Here is a 17260-nt window from a genome sequence, read left to right on the forward strand (position 1 = left end):
TCGGGAGAGACGACGGGAGTCAGGCGGCGGACGAGTGCCGGATGATGACGTTGCCGAGGGCGTTGCGCGCGTACACCCGCACGGTGTGCTCGTCGTCCTGGGCACCGTCGACCGGCCCCAGCTGGTTGTGCACCGCGCCGCTCGCGACCGCGGTTTCCAGCCGCGCCGCGCTGCCCGGGCGGATGCCGACCTCGAGCTCGCCCGTCGAGGTCTCCAGCCGGAGCACACCGCGCGTGGCCTCGGCGATCCGGATATTGCCCAGGGCGGTCTTCGCGGTCACCGAACCCAGCGGGCGCTCGACGACGATGTCACCGGCCGACACCTCCAGCACGCATTCGCCGAGTTCGCCGGCGCCGACGATCCGGCCCACACCGGCGGTGCCCCGGAAACGGGAACCGGTCGGCACCTCGACGGTCACCTCGATCGACGGGTTGCCGCCGAAGGGGGTGTAGGTCCGCCAGTCCTTCGGTGTCGTCACGGTCAGGGTGCCGTCGGCAAAATCGACCCGCGTCTGCTCCGCGGCACGCACGTCGGCCTTCTTGGCCGCATCGGCAGGACGGACCGCGACCACGGTGTCGGTGCGGTCGGAGGCGATGACGGTGACGTTGCCGGACAGCACCTCGACGGCGACGGCGATCGGTTCCGGGGTCTGGAAGGTAGGCATGGCGTTCTCCTGGGTTCTGCTGGGAATCGGGCGGCGGAATCGGGGGATCCGGCCGGTGAACCGGTCCGCGGTGCGGATCGCTGTGCTGTTCACGAGAACTACTGTCGCCGCCCCGGCTGATATCGGACTGACGCCGGGCTGACATGCCCGCTGACATGATGTTTCCCCTGCTGGGACGGGTGATCTCACACCGGCCGGTTCGCCACGGCAGAATGTTGCGGGTGCGAATCGGGATGCTTGGAACGCTCGACATCCGGGCAGATGACGGTGAAGTGATCGAGGTACCGGGGGCCCGGTTGCGGGCGCTGTTGATCGCCCTCGCACTCGAGCCCGGCCGCGCGGTCCCCAAGGCGACGCTGGTCGACTGGATTTGGGGGGAGCAACCGCCCGCCGACGCGGCGAATGCGTTGCAGGCGTTGGTTTCCCGGCTGCGGCGGGTGCTGCCGGACGGATCGCTCGACGGGCAGGCCGGCGGCTACCGGCTGGCGGTGGATCCGGGCGCGGTCGACGCGTTGCGGTTCGAACGTCTCCTCGAGCAGGCTCGTGGCGGCGACGTCGTCCGGCAGACGCATCTGCTGCGCGAGGCCCTGGCGCTGTGGCGCGGGGCGCCGATGCAGGACATCGACGTGCGCGACAGCGAGGCGGTCGCGGCGGTGGTCACCCGCTTCGAAGGGTTGCAACTGGCCGCGCTGGAAGATCTGTACGAAGCGGAGATCCGCCTCGGACGCGGACCGGAGCTGGTCGCCGAGCTCACCGAGTTGGTGGCCCGGCATCCGGTCCGGGAACGATTGGTCGCCGCGTTGATGCGGGCGCTGGCCGCGGCGGGCCGCGGCGCCGAGGCCCTGCTCGTCTATCAGCGGGCCCGCGAAGCACTCGCCGACACGCTGGGTGTGGATCCCGCCCCGGAACTGTCCGATCTGCACGTGGCCCTGCTGCGCGGCGAAGCGGGACCCCGAGACAGCGAGCGCAAGACCAACCTGCGGGCCGAATTGACCACATACATCGGCACATACACCGATGTCGCCGCCGTGCGCGAACTCATCGCAAACCACCGGCTCACCACCTTGACCGGTCCGGGCGGCTCGGGGAAGACAAGGCTGGCGCTGGAGACCGCACGCACGCTGCTGGACGACCTGCAGGACGGGGCCTGGCTGGTGGAGCTGGCCTCCGTCGGCGCCGGCGGTGACGTGGCGCAATCGGCCCTGGCCGCATTCGGTCTGCGCGACGCGTTGCTCGGTGCCACGCCGGACGCGGAACCGGTCGACCGGCTCGTCGCGGCGATCCGAGACCGCGAGACGCTGCTGATCCTGGACAACTGCGAGCACGTGATCGACGCCGCCGCGGCCTTCGCCCATCGGGTCCTCGGAGAATGCCGGGGCCTGCGGATAGTCGCCACGAGCCGGGAACCGCTCGGCATCACGGGCGAGGCGCTGTGGCAGGTGGCGCCGCTCGCGTTGCCGGCCGAGGACGCGGAGCCGGCCGAGATCGAATCCTCCCCCGCCGTCCAGTTACTGCGCGACCGGGCCGGCGCGGTCCGTACCGATCTGGATATGACGAATCCCGCCACCCTGTCGACCATCGCACGCGTCTGCCGGGCACTCGACGGCATACCGCTGGCTATCGAACTGGCCGCGGCCCGGCTGCGCACCATGTCCCTCGACCAGCTCGCCGACCGCCTCGACGATCGATTCCGCCTGCTCACCGGTGGCAGCCGCACCGCCATCCCGCAGCACCGGACGTTGCGCGCGGTGGTCGATTGGAGCTGGGAACTGCTCACCGACGCCGAGCGGATGGTGCTGCGCCGGCTGTCGGTCTTCGCCGGCGGTGCGAGTCTCGAAGCGGCCGAGCAGATCTGCGCGGGCATCTCCGACGAGCCGGGAGACGTCGAGCAGTGGGAGGTGCTCGACGTGCTGACGGCACTGACCGAGAAGTCGCTGCTGCTCAACACGGCGGACGGCGAGCCCCGCTACCGGATGCTCGAGACGATCAGACAGTACGCCCACGACCGTCTGGTCGCGGCCGGCGAAGCGGAACGTGTTCGCCGGCGCCATCTTTCGTACTTCACGACCCTCGCCGATACCGCGGAGCCGCATCTGCGCCGCGCCGAGCAACTGGAGTGGCTCGCCAGGCTCGACGCCGAACACGACAACATCGCGGTCGCGCTGCGCGGCGCGCTCGCCGACGACGACGCGGCGGGAGCGATGCGGCTCGCGGCGGCCGCCGGCTGGTACTGGTGGCTCGGCGGGCACAAAGCCGAAGGGATGGAACTGATCACCGCCGCGGCACGAATCGGCGGGCACGAAGGCGGCAGCGAAGCGTCACCACGCAGTGCCCTCGCGAGTGCCGCCATCGACACAGCGGCACGAATCGGCGGGCACGAAGGCGGCAGCGAAGCATCACCGGACGATCAGATCCGCGCTCGGGTCTACGGCCTGATCGTGCATTTCATGAGCTCCGGGCCGAACGACGAACACCAGGTGGCCGAATGGGTCCACAAGGCCTACGACCTCAGCCGCGAGAATTTGAGCGACTATCCGCTATTGGCGTTCATCGGCGCCCTGCACCGCATGTTGCGCGGCGGCGACGAGTTCCTGACCGCATTCGAACCGTTGCTCACCCACGACGATCCCTGGGTGCGGGCGCTGTCCCGGCTGCAGGTGGGCAAGGCGCGCATCGCCCTCGGTTTCCCCGGCCGGGAGGCGGACGACCATCTGGAGGCGGCACTGGCCGAATTCCGGGCGCTCGGCGAGCGCTGGGGAATGTCGTTCGCCCTGACCGAGCTGGCGAACCGGATCGCCATGCGCGGCGAATTCGCCATCGCCTGTGCGCATCTGGACGAGGCGATCGCGGTGGTCACCGAGGTCGGCGCCATCGAGGACGTCTTCCTGATCCGGGCGCGCCAGGCTCAACTGTATTGGCTGCTGGGCGACGCCGAGGCGAGCGCCGACGCCATGGCGCAGGCGCAGCGGTTCGCGGACCGCTCCGCCTGGCCGAACGCGCTGGCCGAATTGGCCTTCACCAAGGCCGAACTGGCCCGCTGGCAGGGCGATACGGAACAAGCCCGCCGGCAGATCGAGATCGCGACATCCCTGCAGGGCGGCGACGCGGACCGGAGCTACGTCGACGCGTTGACGAACCACCAGCTGGGTTGTCTCACAATGGATTTGGATGTCGCACGCACACTGCACGCCGCCGCGTTGCGGGCGGCGACCGGTGCCGGTTACGCACCGCTCACCGCATTGATCCTGGTGGGGATCGCGGATCTGGCGTCACGGGGCGGAGAGCACGAACAGGCGGTCCGGTTGCTCGCGGCCAGTGCCGCGGTCCGCGGGCTGGTCGACCGCGCCCAGCCGGATGTGGAGCGGATCGAGCAGACAGCACGACGTCGCCTCGGTGACCAGCGGTTCACCGAGGCGACGTCTGAAGGGGCACAAGCGAAGTGGGAGGAACTGGCGGCGACTACGCTCGCTTGTTGAACGTGGCACGCGACCAGAAGAATCCGACCACGGCGAATCCGGCGCACCAGGCGAGCGCGGCGGCGGTGTAGCCGCCGGACGGGTGGCCTTCGAGAAATCCGCGCAGCGATTCGATGATCGGCGTGAACGGCTGGTACTGCGCGAACTGCCGGATGCCCTGGCCCATCTTGTCGGCCGGCACGATCGCGCTGCTCACGAAGGGCAGCATGATCAGCGGCACCACGCTCATACCGGCGGATTCCGGCGTCTTCGCGGCCATCCCCAGGGCGACGGTGAGCCACGACGCCGCGAACGAGGTCGCGACCATGATGCCGATGGCGGCGAGCCAGTCCGTCGCACTCGCCGGCGGGCGGAAGCCCAGCGCGAAGGCCACACCGATGACGGCCGCGATGGCCACGAGATTGGTCAGCATGGTCGCCACCACGTGGCCGATCAGGATGGCGCTGCGGGAGACGTCCATGACCTTGAACCGGTTGATGATGCCCTTCGCCATATCGGAGCTCACCGACACCGCGGTGCCGGACAGCCCGTAGCTGATGGCCAGCAGGATCAAACCCGGTGTGGCGTAGTCGATGTAGTGGCCGCCGACATCGAAGGCGTTGCCGAAGACGTAGACGAAGATCAGCATCATCACGACCGGCATCAGTGCCGCGTTGAAGATGGTGACGGGAGTGCGGGCGATGTGGGTGAAGTTGCGGCCCAGCATCTTCGACGCGTCGGACAGGGGTGCGGGCATGGTGATCGTACTCATCGCGGGGAAACCTCCGTGGTCGCGTGACCGGTCAGGGAAAGGAAAACGTCGTCGAGATCGGGGGTGTGGACGGTGACCTCCTCGGCCTCGACCGAGGATTCGGCGAGCCGATCCAGCAGGTGGCGCAGCGATTTCGTGCCGCCGTTGCCGGGGACGCGCAAGGTCAGCGCGCTGTCGTCGCGGGTGGCGCCGGGCAGGCTGCGCGCCGCCGCATCCAGTTCCTCGGGTTGTGTGAAGCGAAGCTGGATGTGGCTGCCGGGCACCAGGCGCTTGAGGTCGTCGGGTGTGCCTTCGGCGACGATGCGCCCCTGGTCGAGTACCGCGACCCGGTCGGCCAGATGATCGGCTTCCTCGAGGTACTGGGTGGTGAGGAAGATCGTCACACCCTCGGATGTCAACTCCCGCACGATGTCCCACATGGTGCGCCTGCTGCGCGGATCCAGTCCGGTGGTCGGCTCGTCGAGGAAGACTATCTGCGGTTTGGTGACCAGCGTCATCGCCAGATCCAGCTTCCGGCGCATACCGCCGGAGTAGGTCGCCGCCCGCTTACCCGCGGACTCCACCAGATCGAACCGCTCCAGCAGTTCGGCCACCACCCGCTTGCCCGCATTCCCGCGCAGCCGATGCAGTCCCGCCATCAGCCGCAGGTTCTCCTCCCCCGTCAGCAGGTCGTCCACCGCCGCGAACTGCCCGGTCACCCCGATCGCCGCCCGGACGGCCTTACCCTCGGTGGCGAGGTCGTGGCCGGCGATCCGAGCGGTCCCCCCGTCGGCCTTCGCCAACGTGGTCAATACGTTCACGGTCGTCGTCTTCCCGGCCCCGTTCGGGCCGAGCAGCGAAAAGATCGTCCCGGCCTCGATGGTCAGATCGATCCCGTCGAGGATCGTCTTGTCCCCGTACGCCTTCCGCAACCCGGAGGCGGCAATTGCTGTGCTGTTCATGGGGACAACTGTGCGGTGGGCGGCTGATACGAGCCTGATGCCGGCCTGACACGATCACTGACACGGAGTTTGCGCTGGTCATCGGGTCGACCCGCCCGCTTGCGGACTGTGCCCGCCGTCAGCCGATCTCCTCGGCCAAGCCGACGATGATGCCCTCCGGACCGCGGACGTAGCAGAGCCGGAAGATGTTCTCGTACTGCTCCACCGTGCCGACGAGTTCGGCGCCGTGCCGGCGCACGCGGGCGACGACGTCGTCGATATCGTCGACGGCGAACATGATGCGACGGATGCCGAGGGTGTTGGCGGGCGCGTGCTCCGGTTCGGGCCTGACCGGTTCGGGCCGACGGAACATCGCGAGCTCCACCCGCCCGTGTCCGTCCGGGGTTCGCAGCATCGCGACGTCCTGGCGCACGTCGTCGACGCCGATGACGCGTTCCACCCACCGGCCCTCGACCGGCCCCTGGTTCTCCAGTTCCATACCGAGTTCGACGAAGAACGCGATCACCGCGTCGATGTCCTCGACCACGATGAGCACGTTGTCCATCCGCTTGATCGCCACAGTCTCTTCTCCGATCGCCGGCCCACGGACTCTTCGTGGGTCCGCGAATCACTGAGCGCCCATCATCGAACCGGGCCGGGCAGGGAGCCACTCGCCCCTGCCCGGCCGGGTCTTGCCGAACCGTACCGGGTCGTCGCGCGCCGCGACCGCTATCCATCTGCCGCGCGGGTGAATCGGCCCGCGAGTGCCCGCAGGTGTTCCGCCAGTTCCGCCGGGGACTCGACCTCGAACTCCACGTCGAGCATGCCGACCACCAGGGCCACCAAAGCGTAGGAGTCCGAACCCATTTCGAGCCGGCAGGTGTGCTCGTCGATGGGAGTGACGAGACCTTCGATGCGGCCGGCGAGCTGCTCGGCCGGAACATGCACCCGCATGACCGACCGGTACGGCCACATCGCGAAGCCCATGGTGCGGCGCAGGTAGGCGACCACATCCCCGTCGGGCGACGGTCGGTGCGTGAAGCGCGGGCCGTTGGGCGTGCGCAGCGATATGCGGTCGACACGGAAGGTACGCCAGTCGGCCCGGTCGCAGTCCCAGCCGACGAGGTACCACCGATGGCCCCAATGCGCGATGCGGTGCGGCTCGACGCTGCGCCGGGTGTCGTCGCCGGTGTGGCTGCGGTAGTCGAAACGCAGCGTCTCGGCGGCGCGGATGGCGGCAGAGATGCCGGTGAGCTGGTCGGCGTCGACGGCGGGACCGGGGTCGTAGCGGGGCGGCATGGCGACCACCGCCCCCCGCAGTGTGTCGACGCGGTGGCGCAGCCGGGCCGGAAGTACCTGCTCCATCTTGGTGAGCGCGCGCAGCGAGGTCTCCTCGATGCCTGCGACGGTGCCCGCCGTATTGGTTTGCAGTCCGATCGTGACGGCGACCGCCTCGTCGTCGTCCAGCAGCAGCGGCGGCAAGGAGGCACCTGCGCCGAGCCGATATCCGCCGACCGGTCCCATCACACCGTGCACCGGATATCCCAACTCGCGCAGGCGATCCACGTCGCGCCGGATGGTGCGGGTGGTGACGTCGAGTCGTTCGGCCAGCTCCGTTCCGGTCCAGTCGCGATGTGTCTGCAACAGCGACAGCAACCGCAGCAGCCGGGCCGGCGTGGTTTCGGGCATGAATCGATCATCTCGCATGTATAGGACCGTTTCCGTCCTATACGGGATGAATGCTCTTCTCATGACCGATACGACGATCACCCCGTTCCGCATCGATATCCCGCAGGAAGACCTGGACGAACTGAATTTCCGGCTCGCCCGCACCCGATGGACCGACGCCCTGCCCGGTGTCGGCTGGTCCTATGGGGTCGATCGGGACTACCTGATCGATCTGGCCGAGTACTGGCGCACCGGCTACGACTGGCGCGAACACGAGGCGAGGTTGAACAAGGTCCCCCAGTTCGTCACCGAAATCGACGGGCAGACAGTGCATTTCATGCATGTTCGCTCTCCCGAGCCGGACGCGACGCCGCTGATCCTCACGCACGGCTGGCCCAGCACACCCGTTGACTTCCTCGGCATCTTCGGACCGCTGACCGATCCGCGCGCATACGGCGGGGATCCGGCCGACGCGTTCCACGTGGTGGCGCCGTCGGTGCCGGGCTTCGGATTCTCCGGCCCGACCCGCGAAACCGGTTGGGACGTACCGCGAGTCGCGCGCGCCTGGGCGACGCTGATGCAACGGCTCGGCTACGAACGCTACGGCGCCCAGGGTGGCGACTACGGCAGTCTCATCTCCCCGGCGCTGGGGCGGGTCGCACCGGACAGGGTGATCGGCGTGCACGTGAACGCGCTGGCCGACGCCGCGACCGCCGGCGGGTCCGGGCGTGAACTCGCCGACCTGTCGGAGGCCGATCGCGCGAAGGCGATCGCCAACCAGATGTGGTGGTACGGGCACAACGGCTACGCGACCCAGATGGCCTTGCGCCCGCAGACCATCGCTTATGCCCTCAACGACTCACCGGTGGGCCAGCTCGCGTGGAATCTCGAATGGTTCGTCGACTGGGATCCGACGGCCACCGACCAAGCGCCGATCGACCGCGACATGATCCTGACCGACGTCACGACCTACTGGCTCACCGGCACCGCCGGCTCCGCGGCCCGGATCTACCGGGAGTCCGGGGCGTCGTGGGGCAGCAAACCCGCACCCTCGGGCGCGCCGACCGCGGTCGCGAACTTCCGGGGCGATCGGGCCGTTCGCGGCCTGGCGGAGGCGGCCAACACGATCGTGCGCTGGAACGAGTATCCCGTGGGCGGCCACTTCGCTTCTCTGCAGGCGCCGGCGGAGCTCGTCACCGATATTCGCGAATTCTTCCGATCGGTCACCGGCTAGCCGGAACGATTCCGCTGCGGTGCGTAACCGCTTGTCCCGCAGCCGAATCGGTCCTCGGCGCGACCGCCCACGCGCCCTCGATCATTGCGAAGATCTCGTCCACCGCGGCATCCGGATCGGCCGATTCGCGCGCCAGGGAGTAGGCGTCGATCACGAATCTCGCGATCGTCCGGCAGGCCGTCGGCGTGCGGGACAGTTCGGGGTCCGCGCCGATGGCCGTCGCCAGCGACTCGGCGTGCCGCAGCCGCATCGATTCCTCGTACTGCCGCAGGGCGGGCGATTCGTCGATCATCCGCCAGATCGGATCGGCGCCCGCCGCCGTGCAGTGTCGCACCAGCGAGAGGATCTCGCGGCGCAGCGCGGGCATGAGCGGCTCACCCGGCGCCCGCTCGGCCACCGCCCGCGTGAGGCGCTGTTCGAAGTCGTCGTCCCGCTCGAATACCAGCGCCTCTTTCGACGGGAAGTGAGAAAAGAGCGTGGTCACGGCCACGTCGGCTTCCGCCGCCACATCCCGGATGCCCACCGCGTCGTACCCGCGCTCCAGGAAGAGCCGCAGCGCGGTATCGGCGATCTTCTGGCGGGTCGCGGCCTTCTTCCGCTCACGACGTCCGGTCGGCGCAGTCACCTCTGGATGCTATCAACTATGAAAAGCTAACAACTACAAAATACTAACGGTTAGTGTTATCGTCGACCGCATGAAGAAGGTGAGCTTCGCCGAGTTCGGCGGCCCGGAGGTCCTGCGACTCGTCGACGCCGAGGAGCCCCACGCGGGCCCCGGGCAGATCCGCATCGCCGTGCGCGCGGCAGGTGTGAACCCCGTCGACTGGCGGATTCGCGAAGGCCAGTTCCAGCAGGCCCATCCGATCGAGCTGCCCGCCGGAGTGGGGCAGGACGCGGCCGGCGTGGTGGACGAAATCGGCGAAGGCATAACGGATTTCGCCATCGGCGACCGCGTCTTCGGCGAAGGTTCGAGCACCTACGCCGAGTTCGCGGTGCTGACGGCCTGGGCCCGCATACCCGGCGAGCTGTCCTTCGAGGAGGCGGCCGGCTACCCGTCGGTGGTGGAGACGGCACTGCGCATCATCGACCAGGTGGGCGTGCGGCCCGGACAAACTCTGCTGGTCAGCGGTGCGTCCGGCGGAGTCGGATCGGCGGTGCTCCAGATCGCCCGCGAGCGCGGCATCACGGTCATCGGCACGGCAGGCGCGTCCAACCAGGACTACCTACGCAGCCTCGGCGCCCTCGCCACCACCTACGGCGAAGGCTGGGTCGAGCGAGTGCGCCGACTCGGCCGCGTCGACGCGGCCCTCGACCTGGCCGGCTCGGGCGTCATCGGCGAACTCGTCGAACTGACCGGAGACCCGCGGCAGGTGATCACCATCGCCGACCTCGGCGCACCCGAGTTCGGCGTCCGATTCTCCGGCGTGGCGGGAAGCATGCCGGCCGCGCTCGACGAGGCCGCCGACCTCCTCGCGCGGGGAAAGCTGCATATCCCGGTCGAAAAGTCGTACTCCCTCGCAGATGCCGCTGCGGCACACATCGACAGCCGCGCCGGGCACACCCGCGGCCGGCGGGTCATCGTCGTGTGAGCGTTCGAGAGCCCGTCGGCTCGGACGGGCGGTGGGCGTATCGTGATGTGCACGGGAATCATTCCCCGACAACGCCGAACCGCTCGTCCGTGCGGTCGGCATCGACCTCCTCACCCGGCTCGCGACCGGCGAGGAGCCTCCCGGAGATCGACAGCCGCAGGTCGTCGAATTCAAGACCCACACCTTGACCGAGCTGGCCGCTGCACCGACCGCCGACCGGCGCGCGGCCGGAGTCGATCTGCGTGACGATTGGCCCACCGCCACCGCCATCGCATCTCGGACCGCTGGCGCGCACACGATTTCGACACCGACATGACGACGCTGCGCTATTTCGGAGAACGCAACGAGGCGGCCCCTTACCTGACCGACCGCGGCTGGGCAATCACCGGATCCACCATCCGAGACCTGTTGGCCGCGAACAACCTTCAGTCGCTGTCGAACGACGACATGCACATGGGCGACACGCTCTACGTCAGCGGCACGCTCGAGTGAGAATCCCGCTGCTCGATCGCGACGTCGAATTCTCGCCAGCGGACCGTCATATCGACCGCCACGATCGAGGGCATGACGGCGGATGTGATGACCACCTTGCGAGCGTTCTACGCGGCCGAAGCGGCCTACCTCACGGAGGGGGCCGGGTTCGGGGAGATGGCTCGGCACCTGGCCTCCGATGTCGTCATGTATCAGGCGTCGAGCCTGCCCTACGGCGGCGAATGGCACGGACACGACGGCTTCCGGAGGTTCATCGCCGCAATGGGCGACAGCTGGGACGGTTTGTGGTTCGACGACCAGCAGTTCCTCAGCGACGGCGACCGGGTCGTCGTGCACAGCCGGGGGCGGTTGCGGGCGCGCCGCACCGGACGTGAACTGAAAACGTCACTGCTGCAATGGATCAGCTTCCGAGACGGCCTGATCACCGAGTTCCGTCCCTACTATCACGACACCTCGGCGGTCCTGGCGGTCCTGGACGAGCAGGGATAGACCCTACGGTTACCACGATTCGATCAGCGGGGCATCGTGGTCCTGCCGTTGCCATTCCTCGGTGAGGCGGCCGAGTCTCTGCCGGGCGGCGATGCCGCGCACGCCCGCGATCTTGCCGTCGCGGACCTCCAGGATCAGCACGCCCACGACGCGATCGTCGAGTGTGGCGAGCATGGCGGGGCAGCCGTTGACCACGGCGGCATGAATGGCAGGCGAGCCACCGGCGAGTCTGCGCTTCGCGGGAGTCGGTTTCAAGCCGGCCCGCACCGCGGCGGCGATCCGTTCCGGCGTCGCGTACCGGATGAGTTTCGCGGCCCATCCCAGACCCGCGCCGTCGGAGACGCCGGTCGCGTCGTCGGTCAGCAGTGCCACCAGCCGCTCGGTCCGGCCCGAAGAGGCGGCGGCGACGAACGCCTCGACGATGCGGCGCGCGGACGCCCGGTCTGTTCCGGTGGTCGTGCCGGCGGCGGCGATTCGACGCCGCGCCCGATGCAGATACTGCTGACTCGCTGATTCGGTGATGTCGAGGATGTCGGCCGTCTCGGCGTGGCTGTATGAGAAGGCTTCGCGCAGTACGTAAACGGCGCGTTCGATCGGCGACAGTCGCTCCATGAGCATGAGCACCGCCAAGGTCACCGATTCGCGCTGCTCGACGGTATCGGCAGGGCCGAGCATCGGGTCGCCGTCGAGCAGCGGTTCAGGCATCCAGGCGCCGACCGCGCGTTCGCGCCGCGCCGCCGCCGAACGGAGATGATCGAGGGCCAGATTGGTGACAACCTTCGTCAGCCACGCCTCGGGCACCTCGACGTATCCGCGGTCGGCGGCCTGCCACCGCAGGAACGCGTCCTGCACCGTGTCCTCGGCGTCGGCGGCCGAGCCGAGGAGACGGTAGGCGAGCGAGGCCAGCCGATTCCGACTGGCCTCGAAACTCGCCACGGTATCCATGGGCACGACTCTATGCGGCGACCACGTGCGGTGAGGTCTCCCGGCTGCCGGTCCAGCGGTACTGGTGACTCGGCTTCCCGAAGGTCGGGTGGCTCAGGCTCCAGGCAGCGGTATCGAGGATTTTCGACTTGACGACCGCGGCCGTGCGGCCGCACAGGGCCCACGACTTCGCCCGCGCATTGCCGTCGACCAACTGGAAGATCCCGTCCTTGCGACCGAGGCTGATGTGGTTGCCGAGATACGACAGGGAGGTCGTCGGTATCTTCCGCCCGGTGCGGTCTCCGATGATCGCGGCGGTCGCCTGCATCCCGGTGAATCCGGCCGAGGCGCAGGACATCGGCAACGGGCGGCCGTTCTCGCCGATGACGAAGACACTGTCGCCGGCGACGTAGACGTCCGGATGCGAGACCGACCGCATCTGACGGTCGACGGCGATCCGACCGTCGGCGACTACGTCGAGACCGCCGGCCGCGGCAATCGGGTGAACGGCGAAACCCGCGGCCCACACCGTCGCGTCGGAGGCGAAAACGGTGCCGTCGGTCGCGACGGCGGCATTCTCCTCGACGCACCCGATCGTGGTGTGCTCGTGCACCGCGATGCCGAATCGGTCGAAGGCACGCAGCAGGTGACGGCGTCCCATCGCACCCAGCCAGCCGCCCAGCTCGCCGCTCGTGACGAGACCGACTCGAAGCCCCGGACGGGATTCGGCGAGTTCGGTGGCGGCCTCGATCGCGGTCAGGTTGCCGCCCACGACCAGCACTTTCCCGTCTTCGCCGAGCTCGTCGAGGCGGGTGCGCAAACGCAGCGCCGCCGGCCGCGCGGCCACGTGGAAAGCATGCTCGTGGACGCCGGGAATCCCCTGGTCGGCAGCGGTGCTGCCGAGTGCGTAGAGCAAGGTGTCGTATTCGAGCCGGTCGATACCGGCATCGTCGGCGACGGCGACGGTCCGGGCCTCGACGTCGACGGCGCTCACCCGTGCCACTCGCAACCGGATGTCCGTACCCGCGAACACCTCGGCCAGCGGCCGATGGCGAAGTTCCTGCCCGGCGGCGAACTGATGCAGCCGCAACCGCTCGACGAAATCGGGTTCGGCATTGACGACGGTGATGGCGAAGTCGTCGGCGTGCAGTTGACGGGCCAGGTATCCGGCGCAGAATGCCCCGGCATATCCGGCCCCGAGAACGACGATGCGGTGCTTCATGATTCGCTCCTGTCTGGTTCGCGTGCTGCCTGAACGAGACAGAGCGCGAATTCCTGACAGGAACGAGTAGTGATGTAGGTCACAGTCCCCTGACGGGGTTCGATCAGTCCTTGCTCGCCGGTTCCGTCAGCTCGGGGGTTTGTCCCGCGCGCTGTGACCTGATGTTCGCCTGCCACTTCTCGAAGTCGGCGCGCATCACGCCGATCTGACGTTCGATGGCTTCCTGGGTGTCGGCCCACCAACTCTGTGCGGCCTCACGGAGTTCCGCCGCGGTCTTCTCCAACTCGTGCCCTTCATGTCCGAGAGTCGTGGTCAGTTTCTCTCGCTGGGACTGCAGTGCGGCCCGGCTCTTGTCCCGCGCCCCGGCGGAGGAGTCTTCGAACTGTTTCACCCGGACCGCCAGATCCATCAGTGATTCCGACAACGGTTTCATATTCTTGCCCTCTCGAAGCAGTGCGATCGCTATCCGTCGCTGTCCAGCGTCGCCTCCTCGGCGGGCCCAACCAAGGGCAGAACGTCCTCTGATGTCCCGCCCTCGATATGGCTTTCGGCCCGGGCGGCGCGCAGCCACGGTGACGTCGATGGGGCATGCTCGAGGCATCACCGGGTATGCGCGAGGCAAGAACAGTCGTCCGACGAGGAGTACCCGATGTCAGGAGTTGCGGCCCACTTGGGACAGCGAATATCGGCAGCGGCACATTCGGCGTGGGCCATGGTCCGTCATCCCCGCCGCGAACCGAACACCGATCTCGCCGCCGAACACCACTCGACGACGAGCGACCCGACCGGCGGTCGCGGGCAGGGCGAACCCGAGTCTTCGCCCAAGGGGCTCGGTGGCATGGACTTCTAGGCGACCTGGGTATCGACGCTGAACAGATCGTGCAAACCGCGCCGAATTTCGCGGTTTTCTCCCTGACAGGGCCTCACTACCGCCGGTCGACGCGGGGCGGCTGGGGCGACTCGAGGCTCAGAGTCCGAATACTCGGCCGACCCTCTCGGTCAGATCCTCCTCGGACATGGCGTCGACGTCGATGACGGGAAGGGCGAGGCGGGCACTTTCCGCGCGGAGACGGTCGGTGAACAACCGATCACGTTCGAGCAGATTTCGTGCGGCACGCTCCGGATCACGAGTCTTGCCGGGGATTTCCCAGCCGCGCTTGTCGAACGCTGCGCGGCGGAACGCGGGCGAGGGAAGCAACCACACGCCGTGGCTGCGCTCGGCGAGCAGCGGAGCGACCAGACGTGGCAACAGACGGAATCCCTCAGCGACGACACTGTTTTCGGAGGATGAGCCCAGCAGGTCGTCGACGATGAACCAGAACCCTTCGCCCCGATACCAGTGGAACGTGTCGAGCATCGTCTCCGGCGACCGGTCCACCCAGCGTTCATCCATACTCATCGCCGCGAATCTGCTCAGCCAGGGCGCGTTCTCCCGTGTGCTGCGCGCGGCGTGGTCGCGCATGGCATCGTCGGTCGAGTACACGCGCAACCCGTGCCGGGCCGCGAGATTGGCGGCGACGGTCGATTTGCCCGCACCGCTGCCCCCACCGATCCAATAGACATGGCGCAGCCGTGCGCGCAGCGCAGCCGCGGTACGAGGTTGCTCGTGTTCGTCGGCACCCATCCGCCCAAGCTATCCATCGACGCCGACAAAGCACACAAGATGAAGCCCACACCGCCCATCGATCCGGCTACAGCACGCTCATGTAGTTTCCGTAACGACCGTTCAGGGCGTCCGTGGCGGCTTCGGCGATGATCTGGCGGCCATCTTGTGAGCATCGGGTCAGAAACGCCCGCACACGAGGCCCGGACCAACCGGCTGCTGCGACCGCTGGCCAGTACGCCAGGTACTTATGGTTGAGATCGTGGAAACCGGCCTCGGCGTAGTCGATGACGGCGTCGACCGCGGTGTCGGGGAAGTTCAGTCGCAGCATCGCGACCGCGCGCAGCGCGCCGTCAGCGAGAAGTTCGACGTCTTGTTGCAGACACCACATGGCGGGGGCCGGGTCGTTGTCGACGTCGCGACCCAGGCGGACGATGGCGTCGCCGAGAGCAGCGTTGACCACCGGTGCCGAGCGAGGTTGCAGCGCTAGTGTTTTCAACAGTTCGACATCCTCGCGGCTGCCGGTCGTTCCCAGCGCCATGATCAATTGGTACTGCGTCTCCCAGGTGCGTTTGTCCAGCACTTCGCGTTCGAGCGCGGCGCGGACTCGAGCCGCTGTTGTCGGGTCTGCGAGGGCGCGCAGCCGTTTTGCGCCGCGTCGCCGCCGCGCCGAGAGCGAGTCTGTCAGTAGCGCCAATGCCTCATCGCGTGCCAGCGTCATCCAGTTCGCCCTATCCGTGTTCATAGATTGTCGATCAATCGCGAATAGTTCCACACACCGGCGACAAGGACGGGCTCCTCTTCATCCGCGAGCACACTCACCTGCCCGTATCGGTCGAACAAGGCGCGAGATCGACTGCCGCGCCGAACATCCTGTACCAGCTCCCATGACGGTGCCGGACGAGCGATAAGGGCACTCGCCCGCACACGGCACAGGCTCGCGCGTCGGGCTGGGGCACCGCCCCGCCCGGCGCGAAACAACAACTGTCATCACATGATTCGGAGGGACGCGGGGTGGGCGGCCCGATCCGGTGACGTCCGCCCGCGACTCCGATGGGACAGCCCCGACCAACCCGACCGGCCCGTCCCGTAACGCACAACGCGGCTACCGGCGGCTGCGTGCCGCCGGTAGCCGGGCGTTATGCGTGGGTCATCGCTCGAGCAGCGCGCGCAAGGCGGTGATCGAGGCCCGGCGCTCGTAGGCGATCCAGGCGAAGATCGCGGTGAGCACGAGCGGGAAGGGGGCCAACTCCGGGGTGCCGGCCAGGAAGGCGTTGAAGCCGGCGGCGAGGAAGGTGACGATCGCCAAGCCGATGGCGGCGGCCGCGGTCAGGCGGGGCACCATGAGTCCGATACCGCCCGCGACCTCGGCGAGACCGATGAAGACCAACAGCGCCAACGGGATCGAGAAAGCGGTCGCGTTGTTCTCCATCAGGGTCTGCGGGATGACGAGCTTCGGGCCGCCGGAGGCGATGATGAAGAACAGACCGAGCACGATCTGCAGGGTCCACAGGACACGGTTGCGGATCTTGCCGGGGCGGACGGTGGTGGTGGTCTGGGTGTTGGTGATGGCGGTCATCTCTCGTTCCTTCTGGGTCGGTCGCGCCGGGTTGGTGGCGCGTTCACCAGTACGGACGGGGGCGATCCGGAAAACTCATCGCCGCGGTCGAAGGAATCTTCACCGCGCCACCGGGACCGAATGTGCGCTGCGTTTCCGGCCAGAACTGCCCACGGATTCGACCTGACCCCGATCAGGCCGCTCGGAAATACCGCATACCACGCGGTCGAGGTCGACCATCGCACCACGCCAGCGAAACGACTGAGCCCCCACCCGAATCCGGATGGGGCCTCAGCAGAGTCGCTACCAGCAGCGATACACGCGCTGCCCCACTTCTTCCCAGGCGCCCTACACGTTGAAGCGGAACTCGACTACGTTGACATCCCATATCGGCACGTCAAACCCCTGCTCACACATCGCGCCACGTTCCGAAGCAGAATAACCTCTGCACCTCCCCTCGACCCAACCAGCGCCGGCGCCTCGCGAGTTCCGACGCTCCAGCCGCGCCGTCCGGCTGACTCTAGCGAACTCACGTGCGCGCTCATGCCGATTGCCGGATGGGAGGTCGGTGTGCACCTGTTCCTCGCGACTCAGTCGACTCCGTATCGCAATTCCAGTCCACGCTGCAACGCTGCGTACTCGTCAGAGGAAAGCCGGGCCTTCGCAGCCC

17 protein-coding genes and 1 pseudogene are annotated in these 17260 nt (G+C 68.0%); 6 read left to right on the forward strand and 12 right to left on the reverse strand.

Annotated features, from left to right (window positions below):
• Positions 1-19: 19 nt before the first annotated feature.
• The gene (locus NA3_RS24740; protein WP_227995554.1) at positions 20-757 is read right to left on the reverse strand and encodes a DUF4097 family beta strand repeat-containing protein; all 738 of its coding nucleotides are present in this window, start codon (positions 755-757) and stop codon (positions 20-22) included.
• 179 nt (positions 758-936) lie between these two features.
• On the opposite strand from NA3_RS24740, the gene NA3_RS24745 reads away from it, so the two are divergent.
• Entirely contained in the window at positions 937-4140 is a 3204-nt protein-coding gene (locus NA3_RS24745; RefSeq protein ID WP_233427327.1) for an ATP-binding protein, read from the forward strand.
• On the opposite strand, the gene NA3_RS24750 is transcribed toward NA3_RS24745, so the two are convergent.
• The 4 genes from NA3_RS24750 to NA3_RS24765 all read right to left on the reverse strand — a co-directional run bounded on the left by NA3_RS24750 (position 4124) and on the right by NA3_RS24765 (position 7500).
• Complete coding sequence (locus NA3_RS24750; protein ID WP_062966006.1) at positions 4124-4891, reverse strand: ABC transporter permease; 768 nt, start codon at positions 4889-4891, stop codon at positions 4124-4126. The two genes, NA3_RS24745 and NA3_RS24750, sit on opposite strands and share 17 nt — an antisense overlap.
• Entirely contained in the window at positions 4888-5832 is a 945-nt protein-coding gene (locus NA3_RS24755; RefSeq protein ID WP_062966007.1) for an ATP-binding cassette domain-containing protein, read from the reverse strand. The genes NA3_RS24750 and NA3_RS24755 overlap by 4 nt, the downstream gene beginning before the upstream one ends.
• A 118-nt stretch (positions 5833-5950) precedes the next feature.
• Positions 5951-6376, reverse strand: a complete 426-nt coding sequence (locus NA3_RS24760; protein ID WP_062966081.1) for a VOC family protein — start codon at positions 6374-6376, stop codon at positions 5951-5953.
• A gap of 164 nt (positions 6377-6540) precedes the next feature.
• The gene (locus tag NA3_RS24765; RefSeq protein ID WP_062966008.1) at positions 6541-7500 is read right to left on the reverse strand and encodes a helix-turn-helix transcriptional regulator; all 960 of its coding nucleotides are present in this window, start codon (positions 7498-7500) and stop codon (positions 6541-6543) included.
• Positions 7501-7561: 61 nt separating this feature from the next.
• On the opposite strand from NA3_RS24765, the gene NA3_RS24770 reads away from it, so the two are divergent.
• Positions 7562-8713, forward strand: a complete 1152-nt coding sequence (locus NA3_RS24770; RefSeq protein ID WP_128145562.1) for an epoxide hydrolase family protein — start codon at positions 7562-7564, stop codon at positions 8711-8713.
• On the opposite strand, the gene NA3_RS24775 is transcribed toward NA3_RS24770, so the two are convergent.
• A complete protein-coding gene (locus tag NA3_RS24775; protein WP_062966009.1) occupies positions 8703-9338 on the reverse strand; it encodes a TetR/AcrR family transcriptional regulator in 636 nt (211 codons plus the stop codon). The genes NA3_RS24770 and NA3_RS24775 overlap by 11 nt on opposite strands.
• 70 nt (positions 9339-9408) lie before the next feature.
• Here NA3_RS24775 and NA3_RS24780 point away from each other — a divergent pair, with 70 nt between their 5' ends.
• The 3 genes and pseudogenes from NA3_RS24780 to NA3_RS24790 all read left to right on the forward strand — a co-directional run bounded on the left by NA3_RS24780 (position 9409) and on the right by NA3_RS24790 (position 11283).
• The gene (locus NA3_RS24780) at positions 9409-10302 is read left to right on the forward strand and encodes an NADP-dependent oxidoreductase (RefSeq protein ID WP_062966010.1); all 894 of its coding nucleotides are present in this window, start codon (positions 9409-9411) and stop codon (positions 10300-10302) included.
• 73 nt (positions 10303-10375) lie between these two features.
• Positions 10376-10794, forward strand: a pseudogene (locus tag NA3_RS39320) (class I SAM-dependent methyltransferase); the annotation flags it as partial.
• Between the two features lie 72 nt (positions 10795-10866).
• The gene (locus tag NA3_RS24790; protein WP_218021894.1) at positions 10867-11283 is read left to right on the forward strand and encodes a nuclear transport factor 2 family protein; all 417 of its coding nucleotides are present in this window, start codon (positions 10867-10869) and stop codon (positions 11281-11283) included.
• Between the two features lie 9 nt (positions 11284-11292).
• Here the strand turns inward: NA3_RS24790 and NA3_RS24795 are convergent, their stop codons facing one another.
• From NA3_RS24795 to NA3_RS24805, 3 genes are all read right to left on the reverse strand, one after another.
• Positions 11293-12228 carry a sigma-70 family RNA polymerase sigma factor gene (locus NA3_RS24795; protein WP_062966013.1) on the reverse strand — a complete coding sequence of 312 codons (936 nt, stop codon included), beginning with the start codon at positions 12226-12228 and terminating at the stop codon, positions 11293-11295.
• Positions 12229-12238: 10 nt separating this feature from the next.
• Positions 12239-13429: an NAD(P)/FAD-dependent oxidoreductase gene (locus tag NA3_RS24800; RefSeq protein WP_062966014.1), complete on the reverse strand. Its 1191-nt coding sequence runs from the start codon at positions 13427-13429 to the stop codon at positions 12239-12241.
• Between the two features lie 103 nt (positions 13430-13532).
• Positions 13533-13862 (reverse strand): hypothetical protein, encoded by a 330-nt coding sequence (locus tag NA3_RS24805; protein ID WP_062966015.1) that lies wholly within the window; start codon positions 13860-13862, stop codon positions 13533-13535.
• Between the two features lie 216 nt (positions 13863-14078).
• On the opposite strand from NA3_RS24805, the gene NA3_RS37135 reads away from it, so the two are divergent.
• Positions 14079-14279, forward strand: coding sequence for a hypothetical protein (locus NA3_RS37135; protein ID WP_128145563.1), 201 nt, complete (start codon positions 14079-14081; stop codon positions 14277-14279).
• 117 nt (positions 14280-14396) lie between these two features.
• On the opposite strand, the gene NA3_RS24810 is transcribed toward NA3_RS37135, so the two are convergent.
• From NA3_RS24810 to NA3_RS24820, 3 genes are all read right to left on the reverse strand, one after another.
• Positions 14397-15053, reverse strand: coding sequence for an AAA family ATPase (locus tag NA3_RS24810; RefSeq protein ID WP_062966016.1), 657 nt, complete (start codon positions 15051-15053; stop codon positions 14397-14399).
• 67 nt (positions 15054-15120) lie between these two features.
• Positions 15121-15753 carry a hypothetical protein gene (locus NA3_RS24815; RefSeq protein ID WP_062966017.1) on the reverse strand — a complete coding sequence of 211 codons (633 nt, stop codon included), beginning with the start codon at positions 15751-15753 and terminating at the stop codon, positions 15121-15123.
• Between the two features lie 429 nt (positions 15754-16182).
• Positions 16183-16611 carry a DoxX family protein gene (locus NA3_RS24820; protein WP_062966018.1) on the reverse strand — a complete coding sequence of 143 codons (429 nt, stop codon included), beginning with the start codon at positions 16609-16611 and terminating at the stop codon, positions 16183-16185.
• Positions 16612-17260: the final 649 nt, after the last annotated feature.

Source organism: Nocardia africana NBRC 100379 (assembly GCF_001612635.1).
Taxonomy (GTDB): Bacteria; Actinomycetota; Actinomycetes; order Mycobacteriales; family Mycobacteriaceae; genus Nocardia; species Nocardia africana.

Bases quoted from the DNA above. Each gene is read 5' to 3' on its own strand.
- NA3_RS24810 (WP_062966016.1), bottom strand. From the start codon at position 15,053: ATGGGTGCCGACGAACACGAGCAACCTCGTACCGCGGCTGCGCTGCGC.
- NA3_RS24770 (WP_128145562.1), top strand. From the start codon at position 7,562: ATGACCGATACGACGATCACCCCGTTCCGCATCGATATCCCGCAGGAA.
- NA3_RS24780 (WP_062966010.1), top strand. From the start codon at position 9,409: ATGAAGAAGGTGAGCTTCGCCGAGTTCGGCGGCCCGGAGGTCCTGCGA.
- NA3_RS24755 (WP_062966007.1), bottom strand. From the start codon at position 5,832: ATGAACAGCACAGCAATTGCCGCCTCCGGGTTGCGGAAGGCGTACGGG.
- NA3_RS24790 (WP_218021894.1), top strand. From the start codon at position 10,867: ATGACGGCGGATGTGATGACCACCTTGCGAGCGTTCTACGCGGCCGAA.
- NA3_RS24800 (WP_062966014.1), bottom strand. From the start codon at position 13,429: ATGAAGCACCGCATCGTCGTTCTCGGGGCCGGATATGCCGGGGCATTC.
- NA3_RS24795 (WP_062966013.1), bottom strand. From the start codon at position 12,228: ATGGATACCGTGGCGAGTTTCGAGGCCAGTCGGAATCGGCTGGCCTCG.
- NA3_RS24750 (WP_062966006.1), bottom strand. From the start codon at position 4,891: ATGAGTACGATCACCATGCCCGCACCCCTGTCCGACGCGTCGAAGATG.
- NA3_RS24815 (WP_062966017.1), bottom strand. From the start codon at position 15,753: ATGACGCTGGCACGCGATGAGGCATTGGCGCTACTGACAGACTCGCTC.
- NA3_RS24760 (WP_062966081.1), bottom strand. From the start codon at position 6,376: ATGGACAACGTGCTCATCGTGGTCGAGGACATCGACGCGGTGATCGCG.
- NA3_RS24820 (WP_062966018.1), bottom strand. From the start codon at position 16,611: ATGACCGCCATCACCAACACCCAGACCACCACCACCGTCCGCCCCGGC.
- NA3_RS37135 (WP_128145563.1), top strand. From the start codon at position 14,079: ATGTCAGGAGTTGCGGCCCACTTGGGACAGCGAATATCGGCAGCGGCA.
- NA3_RS24765 (WP_062966008.1), bottom strand. From the start codon at position 7,500: ATGCCCGAAACCACGCCGGCCCGGCTGCTGCGGTTGCTGTCGCTGTTG.
- NA3_RS24805 (WP_062966015.1), bottom strand. From the start codon at position 13,862: ATGAAACCGTTGTCGGAATCACTGATGGATCTGGCGGTCCGGGTGAAA.